Annotated in this window: 9 protein-coding genes, 6 tRNA genes and 4 pseudogenes; 11 read left to right on the plus strand and 8 right to left on the minus strand. The window is 58.4% G+C overall.

What is annotated here, in order from left to right; genetic code table 11:
- Positions 1-9 precede the first annotated feature (9 nt).
- Positions 10-864, minus strand: coding sequence for a bifunctional methylenetetrahydrofolate dehydrogenase/methenyltetrahydrofolate cyclohydrolase FolD (gene folD, locus D3879_RS22175; protein WP_119956427.1), 855 nt, complete (start codon positions 862-864; stop codon positions 10-12).
- Between the two features lie 277 nt (positions 865-1,141).
- Here folD (D3879_RS22175) and D3879_RS22180 point away from each other — a divergent pair.
- The 3 genes from D3879_RS22180 to D3879_RS22190 all read left to right on the plus strand — a co-directional run bounded on the left by D3879_RS22180 (position 1,142) and on the right by D3879_RS22190 (position 1,466).
- Positions 1,142-1,218, plus strand: a tRNA-Arg gene (locus tag D3879_RS22180).
- 31 nt (positions 1,219-1,249) lie between these two features.
- Positions 1,250-1,325: transfer RNA gene (locus tag D3879_RS22185), tRNA-His, on the plus strand.
- Between the two features lie 56 nt (positions 1,326-1,381).
- Positions 1,382-1,466, plus strand: a tRNA-Leu gene (locus tag D3879_RS22190).
- Positions 1,467-1,475: 9 nt separating this feature from the next.
- On the opposite strand, the gene D3879_RS22195 is transcribed toward D3879_RS22190, so the two are convergent.
- Positions 1,476-2,282, minus strand: coding sequence for a site-specific integrase (locus D3879_RS22195; protein WP_238474300.1), 807 nt, complete (start codon positions 2,280-2,282; stop codon positions 1,476-1,478).
- Between the two features lie 7,032 nt (positions 2,283-9,314).
- Here D3879_RS22195 and D3879_RS26585 point away from each other — a divergent pair.
- Complete coding sequence (locus D3879_RS26585; protein ID WP_158592107.1) at positions 9,315-9,461, plus strand: hypothetical protein; 147 nt, start codon at positions 9,315-9,317, stop codon at positions 9,459-9,461.
- 84 nt (positions 9,462-9,545) lie between these two features.
- Here the strand turns inward: D3879_RS26585 and D3879_RS22210 are convergent.
- Positions 9,546-10,343, minus strand: a pseudogene (locus tag D3879_RS22210) (crotonase/enoyl-CoA hydratase family protein).
- Between the two features lie 173 nt (positions 10,344-10,516).
- Here D3879_RS22210 and D3879_RS22215 point away from each other — a divergent pair.
- A pseudogene (locus tag D3879_RS22215) lies at positions 10,517-11,091 on the plus strand (TetR/AcrR family transcriptional regulator).
- 144 nt (positions 11,092-11,235) lie between these two features.
- Here D3879_RS22215 and D3879_RS22220 read toward each other — a convergent pair.
- Positions 11,236-11,700, minus strand: coding sequence for a TetR/AcrR family transcriptional regulator (locus tag D3879_RS22220; protein ID WP_218567858.1), 465 nt, complete (start codon positions 11,698-11,700; stop codon positions 11,236-11,238).
- A gap of 102 nt (positions 11,701-11,802) precedes the next feature.
- Here D3879_RS22220 and D3879_RS22225 point away from each other — a divergent pair, with 102 nt between their 5' ends.
- The 5 genes and pseudogenes from D3879_RS22225 to D3879_RS22245 all read left to right on the plus strand — a co-directional run bounded on the left by D3879_RS22225 (position 11,803) and on the right by D3879_RS22245 (position 15,090).
- Positions 11,803-12,198: a cupin domain-containing protein gene (locus D3879_RS22225; RefSeq protein WP_119956430.1), complete on the plus strand. Its 396-nt coding sequence runs from the start codon at positions 11,803-11,805 to the stop codon at positions 12,196-12,198.
- Positions 12,199-12,637: 439 nt separating this feature from the next.
- A pseudogene (locus D3879_RS27220) lies at positions 12,638-12,810 on the plus strand (hypothetical protein); the annotation flags it as partial.
- A 390-nt stretch (positions 12,811-13,200) separates the two neighbouring features.
- Positions 13,201-13,779 (plus strand): hypothetical protein, encoded by a 579-nt coding sequence (locus tag D3879_RS22235; protein ID WP_119956432.1) that lies wholly within the window; start codon positions 13,201-13,203, stop codon positions 13,777-13,779.
- A complete protein-coding gene (locus D3879_RS22240; protein ID WP_119956433.1) occupies positions 13,776-14,096 on the plus strand; it encodes a helix-turn-helix transcriptional regulator in 321 nt (106 codons plus the stop codon). The genes D3879_RS22235 and D3879_RS22240 overlap by 4 nt, the downstream gene beginning before the upstream one ends.
- Before the next feature lie 37 nt (positions 14,097-14,133).
- Positions 14,134-15,090, plus strand: a complete 957-nt coding sequence (locus D3879_RS22245; RefSeq protein WP_238474302.1) for a tyrosine-type recombinase/integrase — start codon at positions 14,134-14,136, stop codon at positions 15,088-15,090.
- Positions 15,091-15,099: 9 nt separating this feature from the next.
- Here D3879_RS22245 and D3879_RS22250 read toward each other — a convergent pair.
- From D3879_RS22250 to D3879_RS22260, 3 genes are all read right to left on the minus strand, one after another.
- Positions 15,100-15,183, minus strand: a tRNA-Leu gene (locus tag D3879_RS22250).
- Between the two features lie 56 nt (positions 15,184-15,239).
- Positions 15,240-15,315: transfer RNA gene (locus D3879_RS22255), tRNA-His, on the minus strand.
- 31 nt (positions 15,316-15,346) lie between these two features.
- Positions 15,347-15,423, minus strand: a tRNA-Arg gene (locus D3879_RS22260).
- Between the two features lie 277 nt (positions 15,424-15,700).
- Between D3879_RS22260 and folD (D3879_RS22265) the strand changes: the two genes are divergently transcribed.
- The gene (folD, locus tag D3879_RS22265; protein ID WP_119956427.1) at positions 15,701-16,555 is read left to right on the plus strand and encodes a bifunctional methylenetetrahydrofolate dehydrogenase/methenyltetrahydrofolate cyclohydrolase FolD; all 855 of its coding nucleotides are present in this window, start codon (positions 15,701-15,703) and stop codon (positions 16,553-16,555) included.
- Between the two features lie 127 nt (positions 16,556-16,682).
- Here folD (D3879_RS22265) and D3879_RS22270 read toward each other — a convergent pair.
- Positions 16,683-17,734: pseudogene (locus D3879_RS22270) on the minus strand (IS1182 family transposase); the annotation flags it as partial.
- Between the last annotated feature and the right edge of the window lie 73 nt (positions 17,735-17,807).

Here is a 17,807-nt window from a genome sequence, read left to right on the forward strand (position 1 = left end):
CTGTACGGCTTAGGTGTGTAGATGTTCGGCTGCGTACAGGGTGTTTTCCAGCAGGCAGGCACGCGTCATCGGGCCCACGCCGCCAGGTACCGGGGTAATCCAGCCGGCGCGAGGTAGGGCGGTTTCGTATACCACGTCGCCGACCAGTTTGCCGTCTTCCTGGCGGTTGATTCCAACGTCAATAACGATAGCGCCTTCTTTGATCCACTCGCCTTTGACCAGTCCGGGTTTGCCGGCTGCAACCACGACCAGATCGGCATTGCCTACATGGCCAGCCAGGTCGCGAGTGAAGCGGTGTGTGACCGTTACAGTGCAGCCAGCCAACAGCAACTCCATCGCCATCGGTCGGCCAACGATGTTGGAAGCGCCAACGATGACTGCATTCATGCCGTACAGATCGGCGCCGGTACTGGCCAGCAGGGTCATAATGCCTTTGGGGGTGCAGGGGCGCAGCACTGGGATGCGTTGTGCTAAGCGGCCGATGTTGTAGGGGTGAAAGCCGTCGACATCTTTATCTGGGCGAATGCGCTCCAGCAGCAGGGAGGCGTCCAGGTGCTCCGGTAGCGGAAGCTGGACCAGGATACCGTCGATGCTGGGGTCTTCATTAAGGCTGTCGATCAGGTCGCGCAGCTCAGTCTGGCTGGTGCTGGCCGGCAGGTCGTAGGCCCGGGACAGGAAACCAACTTCTTCACAGTCTTTGCGCTTGTGCGAGACATACACCTGAGAGGCGGGGTCGCTGCCTACCAGGATCACCGCCAGGCCAGGGGTACGAAGGCCCTGTTGGCGACGCTCGGCGACACGTTGGGCGATCTGCTGGCGCAGGCTAGCGGCGATCGCTTTGCCGTCGATTAGTTGTGCGGTCATGACGCTTGGTTAACCATCGGAAATGATTGAAAAAGGACGCGCATTCTCGCATGACAAGCCGGGCGGGCAAAGGCGGCTGGTCAGCAATTTCCCGTAACTCCTTTATCTCACTGAATTTTTTACGTTTTAGTGTTGACGGCAGTGAAAGCTGACTATAACATTCGCCCCGCTTGTCGAGCACAGCCAGACGCTGGGTAAGAAGGCAAGGCGAGTCGATGTTTGGTTCGCTGCAGCCAAAGCTTTAAGTCTGCGCTTCATGCGGAATGCAGATGAATAAGTGCCCGTAGCTCAGCTGGATAGAGCATCCGCCTTCTAAGCGGATGGTCGCAGGTTCGAGTCCTGCCGGGCACGCCAATAGGCTGTTTGGCACAAGTAGCGCAATATGGTGGGCGTAGCTCAGTTGGTAGAGCACAGGATTGTGACTCCTGTTGTCGTGGGTTCGATCCCCATCGTCCACCCCATATTCGAAAAGACGCCAGACCTCAAAGTCTGGCGTCTTTGCTTCAAAGCCTGTTACGCGGACGTGGTGGAATTGGTAGACACACTGGATTTAGGTTCCAGCGCCGCAAGGCGTGAGAGTTCGAGTCTCTCCGTCCGCACCACCTTATAAATCAAGGGGTTACGAGCTTTAACAGCGCTCCTCCTTGATGCGCTGGAACAGCAGCGTGAACTAAACGTGAACTGCCGTGTTCGCGTAGCCCATCCAGTACCCGCACGGCAGCCCTGACCCTGGCCGGCGCCAAATGCGCATACCGCTCGGTCATCATGATGGTCGAGTGGCCGAGTAAATCCCTGACCTCCGCCAGCGCCACCCCAGCACTGATTAAGTGCGCCGCGCAGGTATGCCGCAGATCGTGAATCACCAGGTCATCGATGTGTGCGGACTTGCAGGCGCTGACAAAACCCTGGCGAATGCTTGCCACCCGATCACCTGTTGCCCTGGCAAATACCCAGGGTGATCCCGGGCAAGCCTCTGCCCGATATGCCATCCGGCCCTTCAGGGCATCCATAGCCCCGTCATTCAGCGGGATGCTCCGGCGCTTACCGGCCTTGGTGTGCTGTCCTTCCAAGTAGATCAGGCGATTGACCAGATCCACGCGGCGCCACTCAAGCCCGAGCATTTCCTCCTTCCTGCAGCCGGTGTTGACCGCCAGATGGATAAAGTCCACCAGCAGCGCGCCATTCCTTTGTTTGCTGGCTACCCGACAGAGCGATTCAACCTCTGCCCGTGTCAGCCAGCGCACCCTGCCTTCCGGCTCACGCATCGTCCGACCCTTCACGGGGTTGGGTAGGGCCCATTCATACTCGACATTGCACCAGTTAATGGCTGCCGACAGCGCCGCAAGCTCCGGTTGATCGTCGCTGCCGATGCGCCTGCCGGCATGGCGCTTTGTCTGTAGGCGCGGATCTGTGGCCATCCAGGCATCATCACCACGCCTGTAAACTGGCGCGCCAATGCTTTAAACCCGATGAAGGTGTCTCGTAGCTCGCTTGATGCTGGCTGCGTTGCGCAGCTAGGGGGAGCATCAACCTCTTCGAACTCCGGTGGTGATCACCCCCCCAATCCCTTCTTTCCTTCAGGCATTCGGCCGCGACTGTTTGCTCTAGCTTTTCCGCTGCGAAGTCGGTAGTTCCAGCAGAGCGTCAGATTCTTTTGCCATCTGATTGTTTGACAAGATTCCACAGTGGTGAATCGCTCTTTTGTAGGGCATACGGTACCTCCGTAATTGCCGCCCGCGTTGGAGATTTACGTTTAGCAGCGCCCTCATCGATCATCTGCTGAAAGCTGGTTGCGTGACGCGAACACCACGTTGCATCAGCCGAACGGAGGGATTCAGGCGGTCACTGACCATTACGGTATTGCAGTGTACGGCTGACCGCCGAGCATACCTGCCGCCCTCGCTCAACTGAAATAAGGCTTCATGGCAATACCGCGCGCGCGAGTATTGCCCCCGGCGCGCGTGTATGAGTGGTCTCGGCGCGGCTGCGCAGATGGCGACGATCACGGTGAGCTTGTGCATGACCAGGAATTTCTCCTCTGCGTATCGCACGTCGTCAGCTTCCACGTAACGGGAGGCCAGTCGTCTTAATCACCTCATCCAGCCCCCATCAAGCGGCGTCGACCAGGTGCAGCGGCTCGCAAGGCTCCCAGCCGTCCACAACCCTACCCAGGGTGACGGCTGCGATGTAGGCTCGGGGCGGTCTCCTATTGCCGGCGGCGGAGCCGCGGACGCCTTGTCCATTGCGCTCTGTCGAGGTCGATCAGGGCAAGGCGCCCCTGATCGCCTGTCCAGCTGGTGCCAGTGCTGGCTACCCTTCCGAGACGTGATCAACTTCAACTAGGCGGGGTCGACTGCCTGGCTGAACGTGTCGGTTGCTGCGGAGAGTCGCAAGATGAACCAGCCAAGCCGGCTAGAGGGTTAAATTGGCGTTAGGTCTGCAGTCGTGGGACTGGTTGCGGTTTTCATAGTGCTGCGGATGAACGCCACGGCGTTCGTCGGCATCAATCCTTTCTACGGCGGTGCTGGGACTACATATTTTCAGTGGGCGCCCGGCGTACCCCTGAGAAAACCAAGGGCCGAAAGTTCCTGTACAAAAAGAGACGGAAAAAGCCCGGACAAACCGGCACTAAAATGTGATGTTGCCGCCCTTTCGTTTGGAGGCGGCACCCGTAATCAATCCTAACGCCCAATTAAGTATTAACCCAAAACTCCTGATTTTTCTGCCGAAATCTGCCTCTGCAGGCCCCGAATTTACTGCTTTCAGCTTGCGCGAAGTTGTACCAGGCACCTCGTCTGTTTCGGTAGTTTGGCCAACCCGCGCCCGCGAGGACTTGGAAGGGTTGAACCGTGCGCATCTCCTTGTTGTGATGCAAGACCATAGCCGCTTGTTTATCAGGAGGCGCTGACCCTCAAGCGCTATTACACTCGCCCGGCTCCAGCCGCTCGCCATGAGACCCACCGACAATCCACCACGCCCCGTTGGGCCGCTGTCCACCTCTTCGGGCAGCACCCAATGCTGTCGGGGTGGTTCTTGTGTTTTTTTCGGGGCCAAATCCCACAGAACGCTTGGGCTTTATGTCATTTGGGTGCAATTGGTCAAGTTGCCGGTTGAGGAGCGTGCATTTGGTGTGCCTTTAGGATCAGGTTTGAGGCGCACCGATGAATCGACCCTTTTTTTGTAGACGTTTCTGAAAGCCGAGTCCCGACAAATGTCAGCTGTGTGAAAACGTTTTGAGTCAAGCGTTCTGATCAATCAACCAAAATGACAGACCACCAAAAACCTCTGATCAGAACTCGGTGCTCCTCTCGCGGATTCTATGCAAGCTAGCCGATAACTCTGCAGATTTCGCCGTAGCAACCGCGAAATCTCCCAGATGTGAGCCGGGAGTTTTTCACACAGCCTGGGGTTTCGCAAGCAGTACCTTGCACGACTGCAGCAACGACCAATCAGATCAATGTTTCAATTCGAGTGCGTGTGCATCCACCTGTGAGCGGGGCGAAACAACGGTTCAGCCCAAAACCCGAAGCAGGCCCTGCAGGAATGGGCCTGAACACGAGCAAAAATTCCAGTTATAAAACTAATCAGGCACCCCACTTTATGTAACCACAGTGAATTTCCGGCGGAACTCGAACGACCTCGCAGACCCCCGTGTGCCCAGCCGGAATCGAGACGCAATCTGTCTGCGCTCATCCTCGAATCGCTCGCCGGTGTCATGTAATTGCAGATACGCCCCTCGAATCAGCACGAAGGCTTCGTCGTTGTCGAAGCGCAGTTCGAACTTCGCAAGGTTGCGACGTGAAAGAACGCCACGCTTTTACGGGGTCTCACGCCGACGGTGCAGTAGAAAGCTCATGCGTGGTGTCGGGATTACCTTCGATCACATCATCACCCAGCGGGTAGGCAAGCCAGCATCGGGGTAATTCAGAGCGATGCCAGCCAGAATCGATCGGCTTGGGCAGTTGGGAGCGTAGGCAGTCATCCTTCCCGGAGCCTCGTTATCGGAAGAGGTGGAATGAACGGCTATGACAAGTGGCAAAGTCGAGGCTGAGGCTACACCAAAATATGACAGGTGGCATATGTTACGATGAGCACTGTCTACCCGTGACCGAATGATCGCCGGGCCGCGGATCTTCTTCGCGTAAAGGCATGACAGCGACCAGCATTGCGTGAGGTCGTTGCGTTACTCGTACACCCCGCGCGTTCGATGCGCACCACTTCCGGCGCAAAGCGTCAGCTACTCGAAGCTGCCTCTACCACGCGCGAGAAGTTAGCGACCGCTGGCGCAGCTTACTGGCAAAGCATGGTCCGAGTGAAAGGCTTGAGATGTTTTCGTTGCCTTGTGGCCGAAAGATCCTTGAAGAGACAGCCTTCCAGGCCGGTGGGTGCGTGCTGGCCGTAAGCGTTAGCAAAGACGCTTCGACCAGCGCGGGCGAGTCGGAGACCGAGCTGCGAAGCCAGATCCAGCTGCAGCCTGCCTTGGACCAGGCCCAACGGCATCTTTGTGCAATGCAGGAAATCATCTCAGTCATTCGCTACAGGAAGCAGGTCGTAGCGACATCCGCTCTCGCAGCTTTGCACTGCTGGCCGAGTTGCTTCCATCGCAGGTCTGTTCGCCCGGCAGAGCCGCCGCAGTGTGGAGCCGCTCGACCTGATCTGGCAGGAATTGCAAACGGAGTTTTTGAACGGAGTTACCTAGACCGAGTTTCCACTAGTTCCAGCTGGCGCAGGCCATCGCTCGGTCACTGCGTCGATGTAGCTTCGGATCGCCGTAGATTACGAGCCCAGCAGGATAGCCCCTCGAAGTCCCTCGACTCAGTTGCCTCCCATCGTTGCGCCTCCTCCGGCTGATTACCCGCGCTATAGAGCTTTGGCGAAAACCCGGCAGTCATCATCCAGAAGGCCGCCGGATCGGCTCCATAAGCTCCACTTGCCTAGGTGCGATCGACCGTCGACACGGGCACCCATCAGGCAAGCCAAATCGAGTCTCCTGGAAGAGCTTCTTGGCTTTGCCCCATGCTTGTGATCGCTCATGCCGGAGCCAGTCTTCATCCGAAGGCGATGGAGAACAGCCGACTGTTTCAACCGCTCATGCGTCCCATGTCCAGCCCACGTCCCTCAGGGACGATTCCCTTGTTGGGTAGTGATGGCTAGAAGGACGCCTTTGTTAGCCCGCAAGGCGGATTGACAAAGCGCATTCCATGGTGTGCCGGGTAGCCGAGGACGCTTGAAGGATATTGGCGCAACGCTTGCAAAGCCTCCAATCGCGTTGGATTTATCAGTGGGCACGGGCTACTCCTGCTCTAAATCATGCAGATTGACTTCTATGTCATAAGCCTTGGCGTTCTCCACTTTGACCCGGTTACCGAATGTTTTGCTTGAGTCTGGGCAAACCAACATTCGGTAAGTAATTGAAGGATTGCTTGGAAAAACCAGGCAGCACCCTTCATAAAGGCAAGGAGAGTCTCCCTATGAGCGAAGCAACAGCGGCCGGGTCGCGTCACCGAGAGCAAGCGTGGTCATCTTGTTCCTTATCGGCCTCGACCGTGGCCGGAAACGTTAATGGCTTTCCGACACGCCATGCTGACCACCTGGCCCCGGCCTTGGGCGCAGTACGAGCGCAAGATGAGATGCTCGCTGCGCCGTCCGTGTTCGCCATCAGCGAAGCATTCCACAGCTGGCCTCGATCTTGTTGGAAGCTGACGCCGAAGCTGGCTTCGTGGCTTCAAGTATCCGGATGAAGGCATCCCCGATCTGCGGGCGTACGAAAACCGCGCCGCCCGCAAGGCCAGGTAGTTGCTCGCCGTGCAAGCACCTGCATGGACCCGCCGGGATCAGCTGTCGTCCTAAGGCATCAAATCTCTGGTCTGACACGCATACTGCCGCCATACACCCGCTCGCTCCACCTTGGAAAGTGCCTGCCGGCATTCCGCCGTGGTGGCCGCCACCGGGTGCTGGCGTCTTACCCAGCGCACCAGCGTGGTCCCAGACGCTCTCCCGTATCGAAAGTTCGAGTTCAAGCCGCAGGCGACTACTACAAAGAGTGCGCGGCTCCCAGATAGAACGCTTCGTGCGTGACGAGGCTCGGCTATATGCGTTTGCTGCCACCCGAGGTCGTTGAGGTGCGCCATGCTCAAGACACTGGCCTGGGCCGCGCGCCATCGAGTACGCAACGACGCGATCCGTCAAAAGCCGCCTCTCTCTGGCCTGAATCCTTATCCACGACGCCACCCCTGCATGTAGTACTGCACCTTTCGCGATGTGCGAGGCGCGAGACGCACATGAGCGGATGCTGCGCCTCTGCCAACTCAACGGAACTGCTGTTCACGCTATTCAAGAGCGAAGACCTGCGTGTGAAGGCTCATGCGATGATGCCAGAAGCGTGAACCGTGTTCAAGGTCGTTAACGTGATAAGCAGGGGCAAAGATGATTTGCTGCATATGGACCAAGCTCCACTCGAAGGAGTTCAACTTACCTCGCTCACAAGGTTCGTCGACTCAGAGACTCGTGCCTCTGCTGCCATGAGCACCACCCTCCATATCGGACGCGACCTGTTTCAGGGCCACTCTGGAGGTCGTGCCGAACTCCACCCAAAGAGCAGCTGCTGCCCCTGAACGGCAGTGGTGATGCCTGAGGTGCAGCTGAACATGTCGTAGTCATTCATAACCCACAGGGCTTGCCAAGTCAGGCTTACCGTCTGTCTACGAGAACGTAGGCCGGGCCCTGAACAGTCCCCGCTTGTCCATTGGGGGCAAGGCCTTCCCAGGAGGCGGCAGGCGTCTTCTTGTTGCGAGATTTCTCCTTTCACCAACCTATCTTTCAGCATTTGCGCCAACGTTGCCCCGCGAAGGTGTGCTTCGTTGCTCGACCGCTGTCGTCGATTGAGGGGTTCGATTCCCTGCTCTCTGAAACAAAAACTAGCCAGTGGCGAATGGTTAGGCACCATGGGCCTTACCCGGAGCCGCAGCGGCAGCGATCTTGGCGCTGATTTCGCACGACTAGCAGTACGCAGTCGGACGCTTCCCTACCATCCTCAGTGGAACCAGAATGCTTCTCGGAACGCGACCACATCTACCGAGAACATCAGTTCACTGGTTCTCGCCAGAACGTGAAGGGGCTCCGGCAGGTTACTGGCGGCCTCAGCCACTATGCGTCGTGCCGGATATTAACCAAGGGGATGCTCCTGCCTCGCCCACGGGGTGTCGGTCATCGCGCGTTGAGGCACAACATGGCATGCGTGCCAAACCGCCCACATGCCCCTGGCATCGGAGAATGCACCAGGGGTTACCGCGTCGGTGAATTGAATACCTGCGGGCACATTGCATGTCCTCGCTGATGATCAGTGCGCGGCTCGCCGTGGGTGTGCAAACCGTAGCCTTGGCCGTAACGTCGCGCCTCAGCTCCTTACTCACACCTATCGGCCTGCGCAGCTCACAACCAGTGAGATGGCGTTTTTCAAGGCTCGTGGTCTGCAACACGCTATCTGGCGCGAGTGCGAGTGTCTGATGACCGCCCCCAGACCACGAGCAAGCGTGCTGACCGATAAACGAGCCGCTGCTCTGAACGAGGCTCGATCTTGACGCCAATATGACTTAACAGAGGTCGGCGGGTTGTCGGGTGTGCGTGGACCCGTTCAGTGCACGGCTTGAAAACGCTCCTGTGGTCTAGCCGCAGCGCTGTCTCTGGTAAGCGACCTCCGGCCAGGCCTACGGTTTGCACCACCACGGCGAGCCGCCGCACTGTCATCAGCAGACATTGCAGGAAGGCCGCGGTTCAATTCACCGACGCGGTAAACCCCCGGGCAAATTCTCTCGAATTGCCAGGCGGCCTGTGCGTTGGGCAACGTAATGCCTTGTTTGTGCTCAAGCGCGATGAACCGACACCTCCGGTGGGCGAGCAGGAGGCAATCCCCTTTGGTACTTCGCACGAACGAAGTATGGTGAGGCCGCTCATTACCTGCCGGAGGCCCCTTCCGTTTTGCGAGAACCCAGCGTAACGATGTTCTCGGTCAAAAAGGAAAATTCGTTGGGTCCGCGTTTCGAGTGATGAATATCGGGTCCACGAGGAGGTAGGCAAGCTCGTCCGACTGCACGTCACTTGCAGTTCGTGCGAACAGGCCACAGATCGCTGGCGGCCTGCGGCTCGGGTAAGGCACATGGCTGCCTAACCATTCGCCACTGGCTAGTTTCAGAGAAGAGGGATCGAACCCGTCTTCATCGCCGAAGCGAGTCGACGCAACCGAAGCACACCTTCGCCGCCACTTGGCGAATAAGTTGCTAGAAAGACATGGTTGTGGAACGAAGGCATATTTCGTCACAAGAAGACGCGCTTGCCGCTCCTTGGTGGAAGCCTTGCCCCCCAATGGACAGCGGGACTGTCAGGGCCGGCCAGCCGTTCTCGTAGAACAGACGGTAAGCTGACTTGAAGCCCTGTGGGGTTATGACTCCGCCATGTTCAAGCCTGCAACCCTCGGCATCACCACTGCCGTTCAGGGGCAGCAGCTGCTCTTGGGTGAGTTCGGCACCGACCTCCAGAGTGGCCCTGAACAGGTCGGCGTCGATATGGTGGTGCTCTGGCAGCAGAGGCAACAGCTCTGAAAGTCGAAGAACCTTGTGAGCGAGGAAGTTGAACTCCTCCAGTGGAGCTTGGTACTGCAGCATCTCTTGCCCCTGCCTTATCAGTTAACGACCTTTGAACACCGGTTCACGCTTCTGCATCATCGCCATGACGCCTTCACGCAGGTCTTCGCTCTTGATCAGCGTGAACAGCAGTTCGTTGAGTTTGGAGAGCGCAGCATCGTCGCCCTCGTCGCGCGCCTGGAAGGCAGACTGCAGGGTGGCCTTGATGGCCAGAGGAGCGGCTTTGGCGATGCGCTCGGCGTACTCGATGGCGCGCGCCAGCTCTTGGCCAGGCTCAACGACCTCGGTCAGCAAACGCATAGCCAGAGCCTCGTCAGCACCGAACTCTTCGCCGGTCAGCATGTAGCGCATGGCGTTGGTCCAACCTGCGGCCTGGGTAAAGCGCACGGTGGAGCCACCGGACGGCGGAATGCCGCGCAGCACTTCCAGGTGAGCGAAGCGGGTGTTACTGGCGGCGGATGGCGATGTCGGCGTTGAGCACCAGCTCGATCCCGGCGGTCCAGCAGGTGCCTTGCACGGCGAGCACTACCGGCTTAGCGCGGCGCGGTTTCGATACGCCCCCACGGATCGATGCCTTCATCCGGATACTTGAAGCCCCGAAGCCAGCTTCGGCGTCAGCTCCATCAGATCGAGGCCAGCTGTGAAATGCTCGCCGTGGGCGAACACGACGGCGCAGCGCATCTCATCGTTGCGCTCGTACTCGCCCAAGGCCAGGGCCAGGTCGGTCAGCATGGCGCTGTCGAAAGCATTACGTTTGCCGGCCCGGTCGAGGCCGATAAGGAACAGATGACCACGCTGCTCTCGGGTGACGCGACCCGGACCGCTGTTTGCTTCGCTCATGGGAGACTCTCCTGGCTTTATGAAAGGGTGCTGCCTGGTTTTCCAAGCAATCCTTAATTACTTACCGAATGTTCGGTTTGCAAAAACTAAACAAACATTCGGTAACCGTCAAATTGAGACGCCAAGGCTTATGACATAGAATCAATCTGCATGATTTAGAGCAGGAGTAGCCCGTGCGCCCACTGAAAATCCCACGCGATGAGCTTCTGCAGCGTTGCGCCAATACCTTCAAGCGCCTCGGCTACCACGGCACCACCATGGATGCGTTGTCATCCGCCTGCGGGCTAACCAAGGCGTCCTTCTACCATCACTACCCCAACAAGGAATCGCTCCTGCGGGACGTGCTGGACTGGACGCATGAGCGGTTGAAACAGTCGCTGTTCTCCATCGCCTTCGATGAAGACCTGGCTCCGCATGAGCGACTCACAAGCATGGGGCGCAAAGCCAAGAAGCTCTTCCAGGACGACTCGATTGGCTGCCTGATGGGCGTCGTCGCGGTCGACGCCACCTATGGCAAGGTGGAGCTTATGGAGCCGATCCGGCGCTTCCTGGATGACTGGACTGCCGCGTTCGCCAAGCTCTATAGCGCCGGGTACAGCCAGGAGGAGGCGCAACGACTGGCGAGGCAACTGGTCGCGGACTTCGAGGGGCTATCCTGCTGGCTCGTATCTACGGCGATCCGAGCTACATAGACGCAGTGACCGAGCGTGGCCTGCGCCAGCTGGAACTAGTGGGAACTCGCGTCTAGGTCAACTCCCGCTCAAAACTCCCGTTGCAATTCCTGCCAGATCAGGTCGAGCGGCTCCACACTGCGAGCGGCTCTGCACAGCGCGACAGAACCCTCGATGGGAAGCAATCGCCAGCAGTGCCAAGCTGCGAGAGCGGATGTCCGCTACGCCGCTTCCTGTAGCGAATGACTGATGATTTCCTGCCATTGCACAAAGATGCCGTTGGCCTGGTCCAGCAGCTGCAGCTGGATCTGCGCTTCCAGCTCGGTCTCCGACTCGCCGCGCTGGTCGGAAGCGTACTGCTCAACCGCTACGGCCAGCACCGCACAACCGGCCTGGAAGGCTGTCTCTTCAAGGATTTTTCGCCACAAGGCAACGAACATCTCCAAGCCTTTCACCGGACCATGCTTGCCCAGTAGCTGCGCCAGCGGCTCGCTAACTTCTCGGCCCGCGTGGTCGACGGCAGCTTCGAGTAGCTGACGCTTGCCGCCGGGAAAGTGGTGCGCAATCGAACCGCGCGGGGTGTTCGAGTAACGCACGACCTCACGCATGCTGGTCGCTGTCATGCCCTTACGGCGAAGAAGATCCGCGGCCCCGGCGATCATTCGGTCACGAGTAGAAGTGCTCATCGTAAAAATTATGCCACCTGTCATATTTTGGTGTAGCCTCAGCCTCGACTATGCCACTTGTCATAGCCGTTCATCCACCTCTTCCGATACGAGGCTCCGAAGATGACTGCTCGCTCCCAACTGCCCAACCCGATCGATTCTGTCGCCCTGGCATCGCTGAATACCCCCGATGGCTGGCTTGCCTACCCGCTGGGTGATGATGTGATCGAAGGTAATCCCGACACCCGCATGAAGCTTCTACGCACCGTCGGCGTGAAGACCCCGTACAAAGCCGTGGCGTTCTTCACGTCGCAACCTTCGAAGTTCGACTGGCGCTTCGACAACGACGAAGCCTTCGTGCTGATCGAGGGGCGTATCGCAATTACCATGGACACCGGCGAGCGATTCGAGATGAGCGCAGGCGATGCCGTCTCGATTCCGGCTGGGCACACGGGGGTCTGCGAGGTCTTCGAGTTCAGCCGGAAATTCACTGTGGTTACCAGTGGGGTTGCTGATTAGTTCCACATGGATTTTTGCATCGTGTTCAGGCCATCTGCAGGCCTGCTTCGGGTTTTGGCCTGAACCGTTGTTCGCCCCCGCTCACAGGTGGATGCACCCAACTCGAATTGAAAATTGATTGATTGGGTCGTTAGCTGCCGGTCGTGAAGGTCTGCTTGCGACCCAGGCTGTGTGAAAACTCCCGCTCAAATCTGAGGTTCGCGTTGCTACGCGAAATCTGCAGAAGTTATCCGAGCTAGCTTGCATAGAATCCGCGAGAGAGCACCGAATTTGATCATTGATTGATCAGCGCTTGGCACTCAAAACGTTTTCACACAGCCTGGACCCTTTGCGGACGTTCAGAAACGTCTACAAAAAAAGGGTCGATTCATCGGTGCGCTCAAACCGATCCTAAAAGGCACACCATCACGCTCCTCAACCAACCCTCAACTAGACCCAAATTGCACCCAATGACAAAAGCCCAAGAGGTCTGTGGATTTGCCCCGAAAAAACCAAGACCACCGACAGCATTGTGCTGCCCGAAGAGGTGGCCGAGCGGCCCAACCGGGGCGTGGTGATTGCGGTGGGTTCTGGCCGCGGCTGGGCACGGGCGAGGTGTATGCGCTTGAGGTCAGCGCCTCCTGATAAACAAGCGGCCTATGGTCTTGCATCACCAACAAGGAGATGCGCACGGTTCAACCATTCCAAGTCATCGCGGCGAGGTTGGCCAAACATACCGAACAACGAGGTGCCTGGTACAACTTCGCGCAAGCTGAAAAGCCAGTAATTCCGGGGCCTGCAGAGCAGATTTCGGCAGAAAATCAGGAGTTGGTTAATACTTAAATCGTTAGGATTGATTACGGGTGACCGCCCCAAACGAAAGGGCGGCACTCACATTTAGTGCCCGGGTTGTCCGGGCCTTTTTCCTCTCTTTTGTACCAGGAACTTCGGCCCTTGGTTTTCAGGGGTACGACCAGGGCGCCCAATGAAAATAAGTATCGTCCCAGCACCGCCGTGGAAAGGATGACTGCCGACGAACGCCTGGCGTTCATCCGCAGCACTGCTGAAACCCGCAACCAGTCCCACCGAGACCTAACGCCATTTACCCTCTACCGGCTTGGCTGGTTCATCCCTTGCGACTCTCCCAGCAACCGACACGTCTCAGCCAGGGCAGTCGACCGCCCGCTAGTTGAGTTGGATTCACGTCATGGTAAGGGTAGCCAGCACTGGCACCAGCTGGACAAGGCGATCAGGGCGCTTGCCCTGACGACCTCGACAGAGCGCATGGACAAGGCGTCAGCGCTCCCGCCCGCCGGCATAGGAGACCGCCCGCGCTACTCGCAGCCGGTCACCCTGGTAGGGTTGTGGACGCGCTGGGAGCCTTGCGAGCCGCTGCACCTGGTCGACGCGCTTGTGGGGCTGGATGAGGTGATTAAGACGATGGCCTCCCGTTACGTGGAAGCTGACGACGGCGATACGCAGAGCGAGAAATTCCTGGTCATGCACAAGCTCACCGTGATCGTCGCCATCTGCCGCAGCGCCGACGAGACCACTCATACTCGCGCCGCCGGCAATACTCGCGGCCGCGAGGTATTGCCATGAGCCTTATTTCAGTTGAGCAGGCGGCAGGTATGCTCGGCGTCAGCCGTACCACTGCATACCGCATGGTCAGTGACCGCCTGATCCCATCCGTTCGGCTGATGAAACGTGGTGTTCGCGTCCACGCAGAACAGCTTCAGCAGATGATCGATGAGGCCGCCGCTGCTAGTATCTCCAACGCGGGCGGCATTACGGAGGTACCCGTATGCCCTACAAAAGAGCGGATTCACCCTACTGGTGGATCTTTGTCAAACAATCAGATGGCAAAAGAACTCGACGCTCTGCTGGAACTACCGACTTCGCAGCGGCAAAAGCCCTAGAGCAACAGTCGCGGGCCGATGCCTGGAAGGAAAAGGAATGGGGGGTGAATCCACCCGGAGCTTCGAAGAGGTGATGCTCCCCTACCTGCGCAACGCCAGCCAGCATCAGCGCAGCTACGAGACCACAACTCATCGGGTTAAAGCATTGCGCGCCCAGTTTACAGGCGTGGTGATGAATGCCCTGGATGGCCCACAGATCCGCGCCTACACGACAAAGCGCCATGCGGCAGGCGCATCGGCAGCGACGATCAACCGGGAGCTTGCGGCGCTGTCGGCAGCCATTAACTGGTGCAATGTCGAGTATGAATGGGCCCTACCCAACCCCGTGAAGGGTCGGACGATGCGTGAGCCGGAAGGCAGGGTGCGCTGGCTGACACGGGCAGAGGTTGAATCGCTCTGTCGGGTAGCCAGCAAACAAAGGAATGGCGCGCTGCTGGTGGACTTTATCCATCTGGCGGTCAACACCGGCTGCAGGAAGGAGGAAATGCTCGGGCTTGAGTGGCGCCGCGTGGATCTGGTCAATCGCCTGATCTACTTGGAAGGACAGCACACCAAGGCCGGTAAGCGCCGGAGCATCCCGCTGAATGACGGGGCTATGGATGCCCTGAAGGGCCGGATGGCATATCGGGCAGAGGCTTGCCCGGGATCACCCTGGGTATTTGCCAGGGCAACAGGTGATCGGGTGGCAAGCATTCGCCAGGGTTTTGTCAGCGCCTGCAAGTCCGCACACATCGATGACCTGGTGATTCACGATCTGCGGCATACCTGCGCGGCGCACTTAATCAGTGCTGGGGTGGCGCTGGCGGAGGTCAGGGATTTACTCGGCCACTCGACCATCATGATGACCGAGCGGTATGCGCATTTGGCGCCGGCCAGGGTCAGGGCTGCCGTGCGGGTACTGGATGGGCTACGCGAACACGGCAGTTCACGTTTAGTTCACGCTGCTGTTCCAGCGCATCAAGGAGGAGCGCTGTTAAAGCTCGTAACCCCTTGATTTATAAGGTGGTGCGGACGGAGAGACTCGAATCTCACGCCTTGCGGCGCTGGAACCTAAATCCAGTGTGTCTACCAATTCCACCACGTCCGCGTAACAGGCTTTGAAGCAAAGACGCCAGACTTTGAGGTCTGGCGTCTTTTCGAATATGGGGTGGACGATGGGGATCGAACCCACGACAACAGGAGTCACAATCCTGTGCTCTACCAACTGAGCTACGCCCACCATATTGCGCTACTTGTGCCAAACAGCCTATTGGCGTGCCCGGCAGGACTCGAACCTGCGACCATCCGCTTAGAAGGCGGATGCTCTATCCAGCTGAGCTACGGGCACTTATTCATCTGCATTCCGCATGAAGCGCAGACTTAAAGCTTTGGCTGCAGCGAACCAAACATCGACTCGCCTTGCCTTCTTACCCAGCGTCTGGCTGTGCTCGACAAGCGGGGCGAATGTTATAGTCAGCTTTCACTGCCGTCAACACTAAAACGTAAAAAATTCAGTGAGATAAAGGAGTTACGGGAAATTGCTGACCAGCCGCCTTTGCCCGCCCGGCTTGTCATGCGAGAATGCGCGTCCTTTTTCAATCATTTCCGATGGTTAACCAAGCGTCATGACCGCACAACTAATCGACGGCAAAGCGATCGCCGCTAGCCTGCGCCAGCAGATCGCCCAACGTGTCGCCGAGCGTCGCCAACAGGGCCTTCGTACCCCTGGCCTGGCGGTGATCCTGGTAGGCAGCGACCCCGCCTCTCAGGTGTATGTCTCGCACAAGCGCAAAGACTGTGAAGAAGTTGGTTTCCTGTCCCGGGCCTACGACCTGCCGGCCAGCACCAGCCAGACTGAGCTGCGCGACCTGATCGACAGCCTTAATGAAGACCCCAGCATCGACGGTATCCTGGTCCAGCTTCCGCTACCGGAGCACCTGGACGCCTCCCTGCTGCTGGAGCGCATTCGCCCAGATAAAGATGTCGACGGCTTTCACCCCTACAACATCGGCCGCTTAGCACAACGCATCCCAGTGCTGCGCCCCTGCACCCCCAAAGGCATTATGACCCTGCTGGCCAGTACCGGCGCCGATCTGTACGGCATGAATGCAGTCATCGTTGGCGCTTCCAACATCGTTGGCCGACCGATGGCGATGGAGTTGCTGTTGGCTGGCTGCACTGTAACGGTCACACACCGCTTCACTCGCGACCTGGCTGGCCATGTAGGCAATGCCGATCTGGTCGTGGTTGCAGCCGGCAAACCCGGACTGGTCAAAGGCGAGTGGATCAAAGAAGGCGCTATCGTTATTGACGTTGGAATCAACCGCCAGGAAGACGGCAAACTGGTCGGCGACGTGGTATACGAAACCGCCCTACCTCGCGCCGGCTGGATTACCCCGGTACCTGGCGGCGTGGGCCCGATGACGCGTGCCTGCCTGCTGGAAAACACCCTGTACGCAGCCGAACATCTACACACCTAAGCCGTACAGACGCAAAAAAGGCCGCAGAACAGGCTGTGCGAAAACGTACTAATGGTTGACCAAGCAAACGCCCCGACTGGTTCGGGGCGTTTTGCTGTGTGCGGACCCAGGGGAGAAAAAGGCTGTATCAGCCCATCAATCCGATGAGGTGGCGTGCGCCGAGCACGTTGATCGCTCTTTTGAGGTTATAGGCCTGTACCGCTAAGGCCATTTCGGTTCGTGCTCCCTTCAATTGGCGAAGCAGGAAGCGACCATTACCAAATAGCCATTGTTTGAGGTTGCCAAATGGATGCTCGACGATGGATCGCCTACTCGCCATCATCTCGGGCTGCGCCTGCAGCCGCTGCTCCATTCGCTCAAAGGCCGCCTCGTGGGCATGGCGTCTCAGGTAGCGACGCTGGGCGTTGGTGCACTGTGCCTTGAGCGGGCAAGCGCTGCAGTCGCTGATCGCCGCGTGGTAGATACGCTCCCCGCGATTCAGTTGCTTGAGCGTCAGCAACTTGCCTGCCGGACAGCGGTACTGGTCGCTCTCTGCGTCGTAAGTGAAATCACTTCGCTCGAACAGCTGCGTATCACCACCCCGGTTGTTAACTGCCCGGTTGGGCGGCACATAGGCGGTAATGCCGGCATCTTCGCATGCCTGGAACTGCTCGCCGTTGGAGTAACCGGCATCGGCAGTGACCGTCAGCACGTCCTGCTGCAACTCGGACTGGGCGGCTTTAGCCATCGGCTCGAGCTGCTGGGTATCGTTGCCGTCCTGTGTGACCTCGTGATGCAGGATCAGGCAATGCTCGGCGTCCACAGCTGTTTGCACGTTGTAAGCGACGCGCCCACCCCGAGGGGTACGCATCATCCGGGCATCGCTCTCGGTGGTGATGAATTGCTCAAGCTCCAGGGCCTGCATCAGTGCTTGGCAAGTCAGGTTGTCGGCCTGTTTGGCTTGCAGTCGCTCCAGCGCCGTTTTTACCGCACTACGGTCAACGGCCTCATTGGCTTCGGACTTGTCCGCCTCATCCAGCTCCGCCAGGTACTGGGCGATACGCTTATCCAGCTTCTCTTGCTGACGCTTGAGCTTCTTCAGATCCACATGCCGACGCGCTGAGGCCACGGCCTTGAATTTGCTGCATCGATGGCCACCAACTCTCCGGCGATCAGCCCGGCTTGACGGCAAAACTGCACACGAAGGCCGCGACTGCCTTGGGTAATCGCGAGGTCTTGGTCCTTGAGCCGATGGCCCAATGATCGACGTTGG

This window comes from Pseudomonas cavernicola (assembly GCF_003596405.1).
Classification (GTDB): Bacteria; Pseudomonadota; Gammaproteobacteria; order Pseudomonadales; family Pseudomonadaceae; genus Aquipseudomonas; species Aquipseudomonas cavernicola.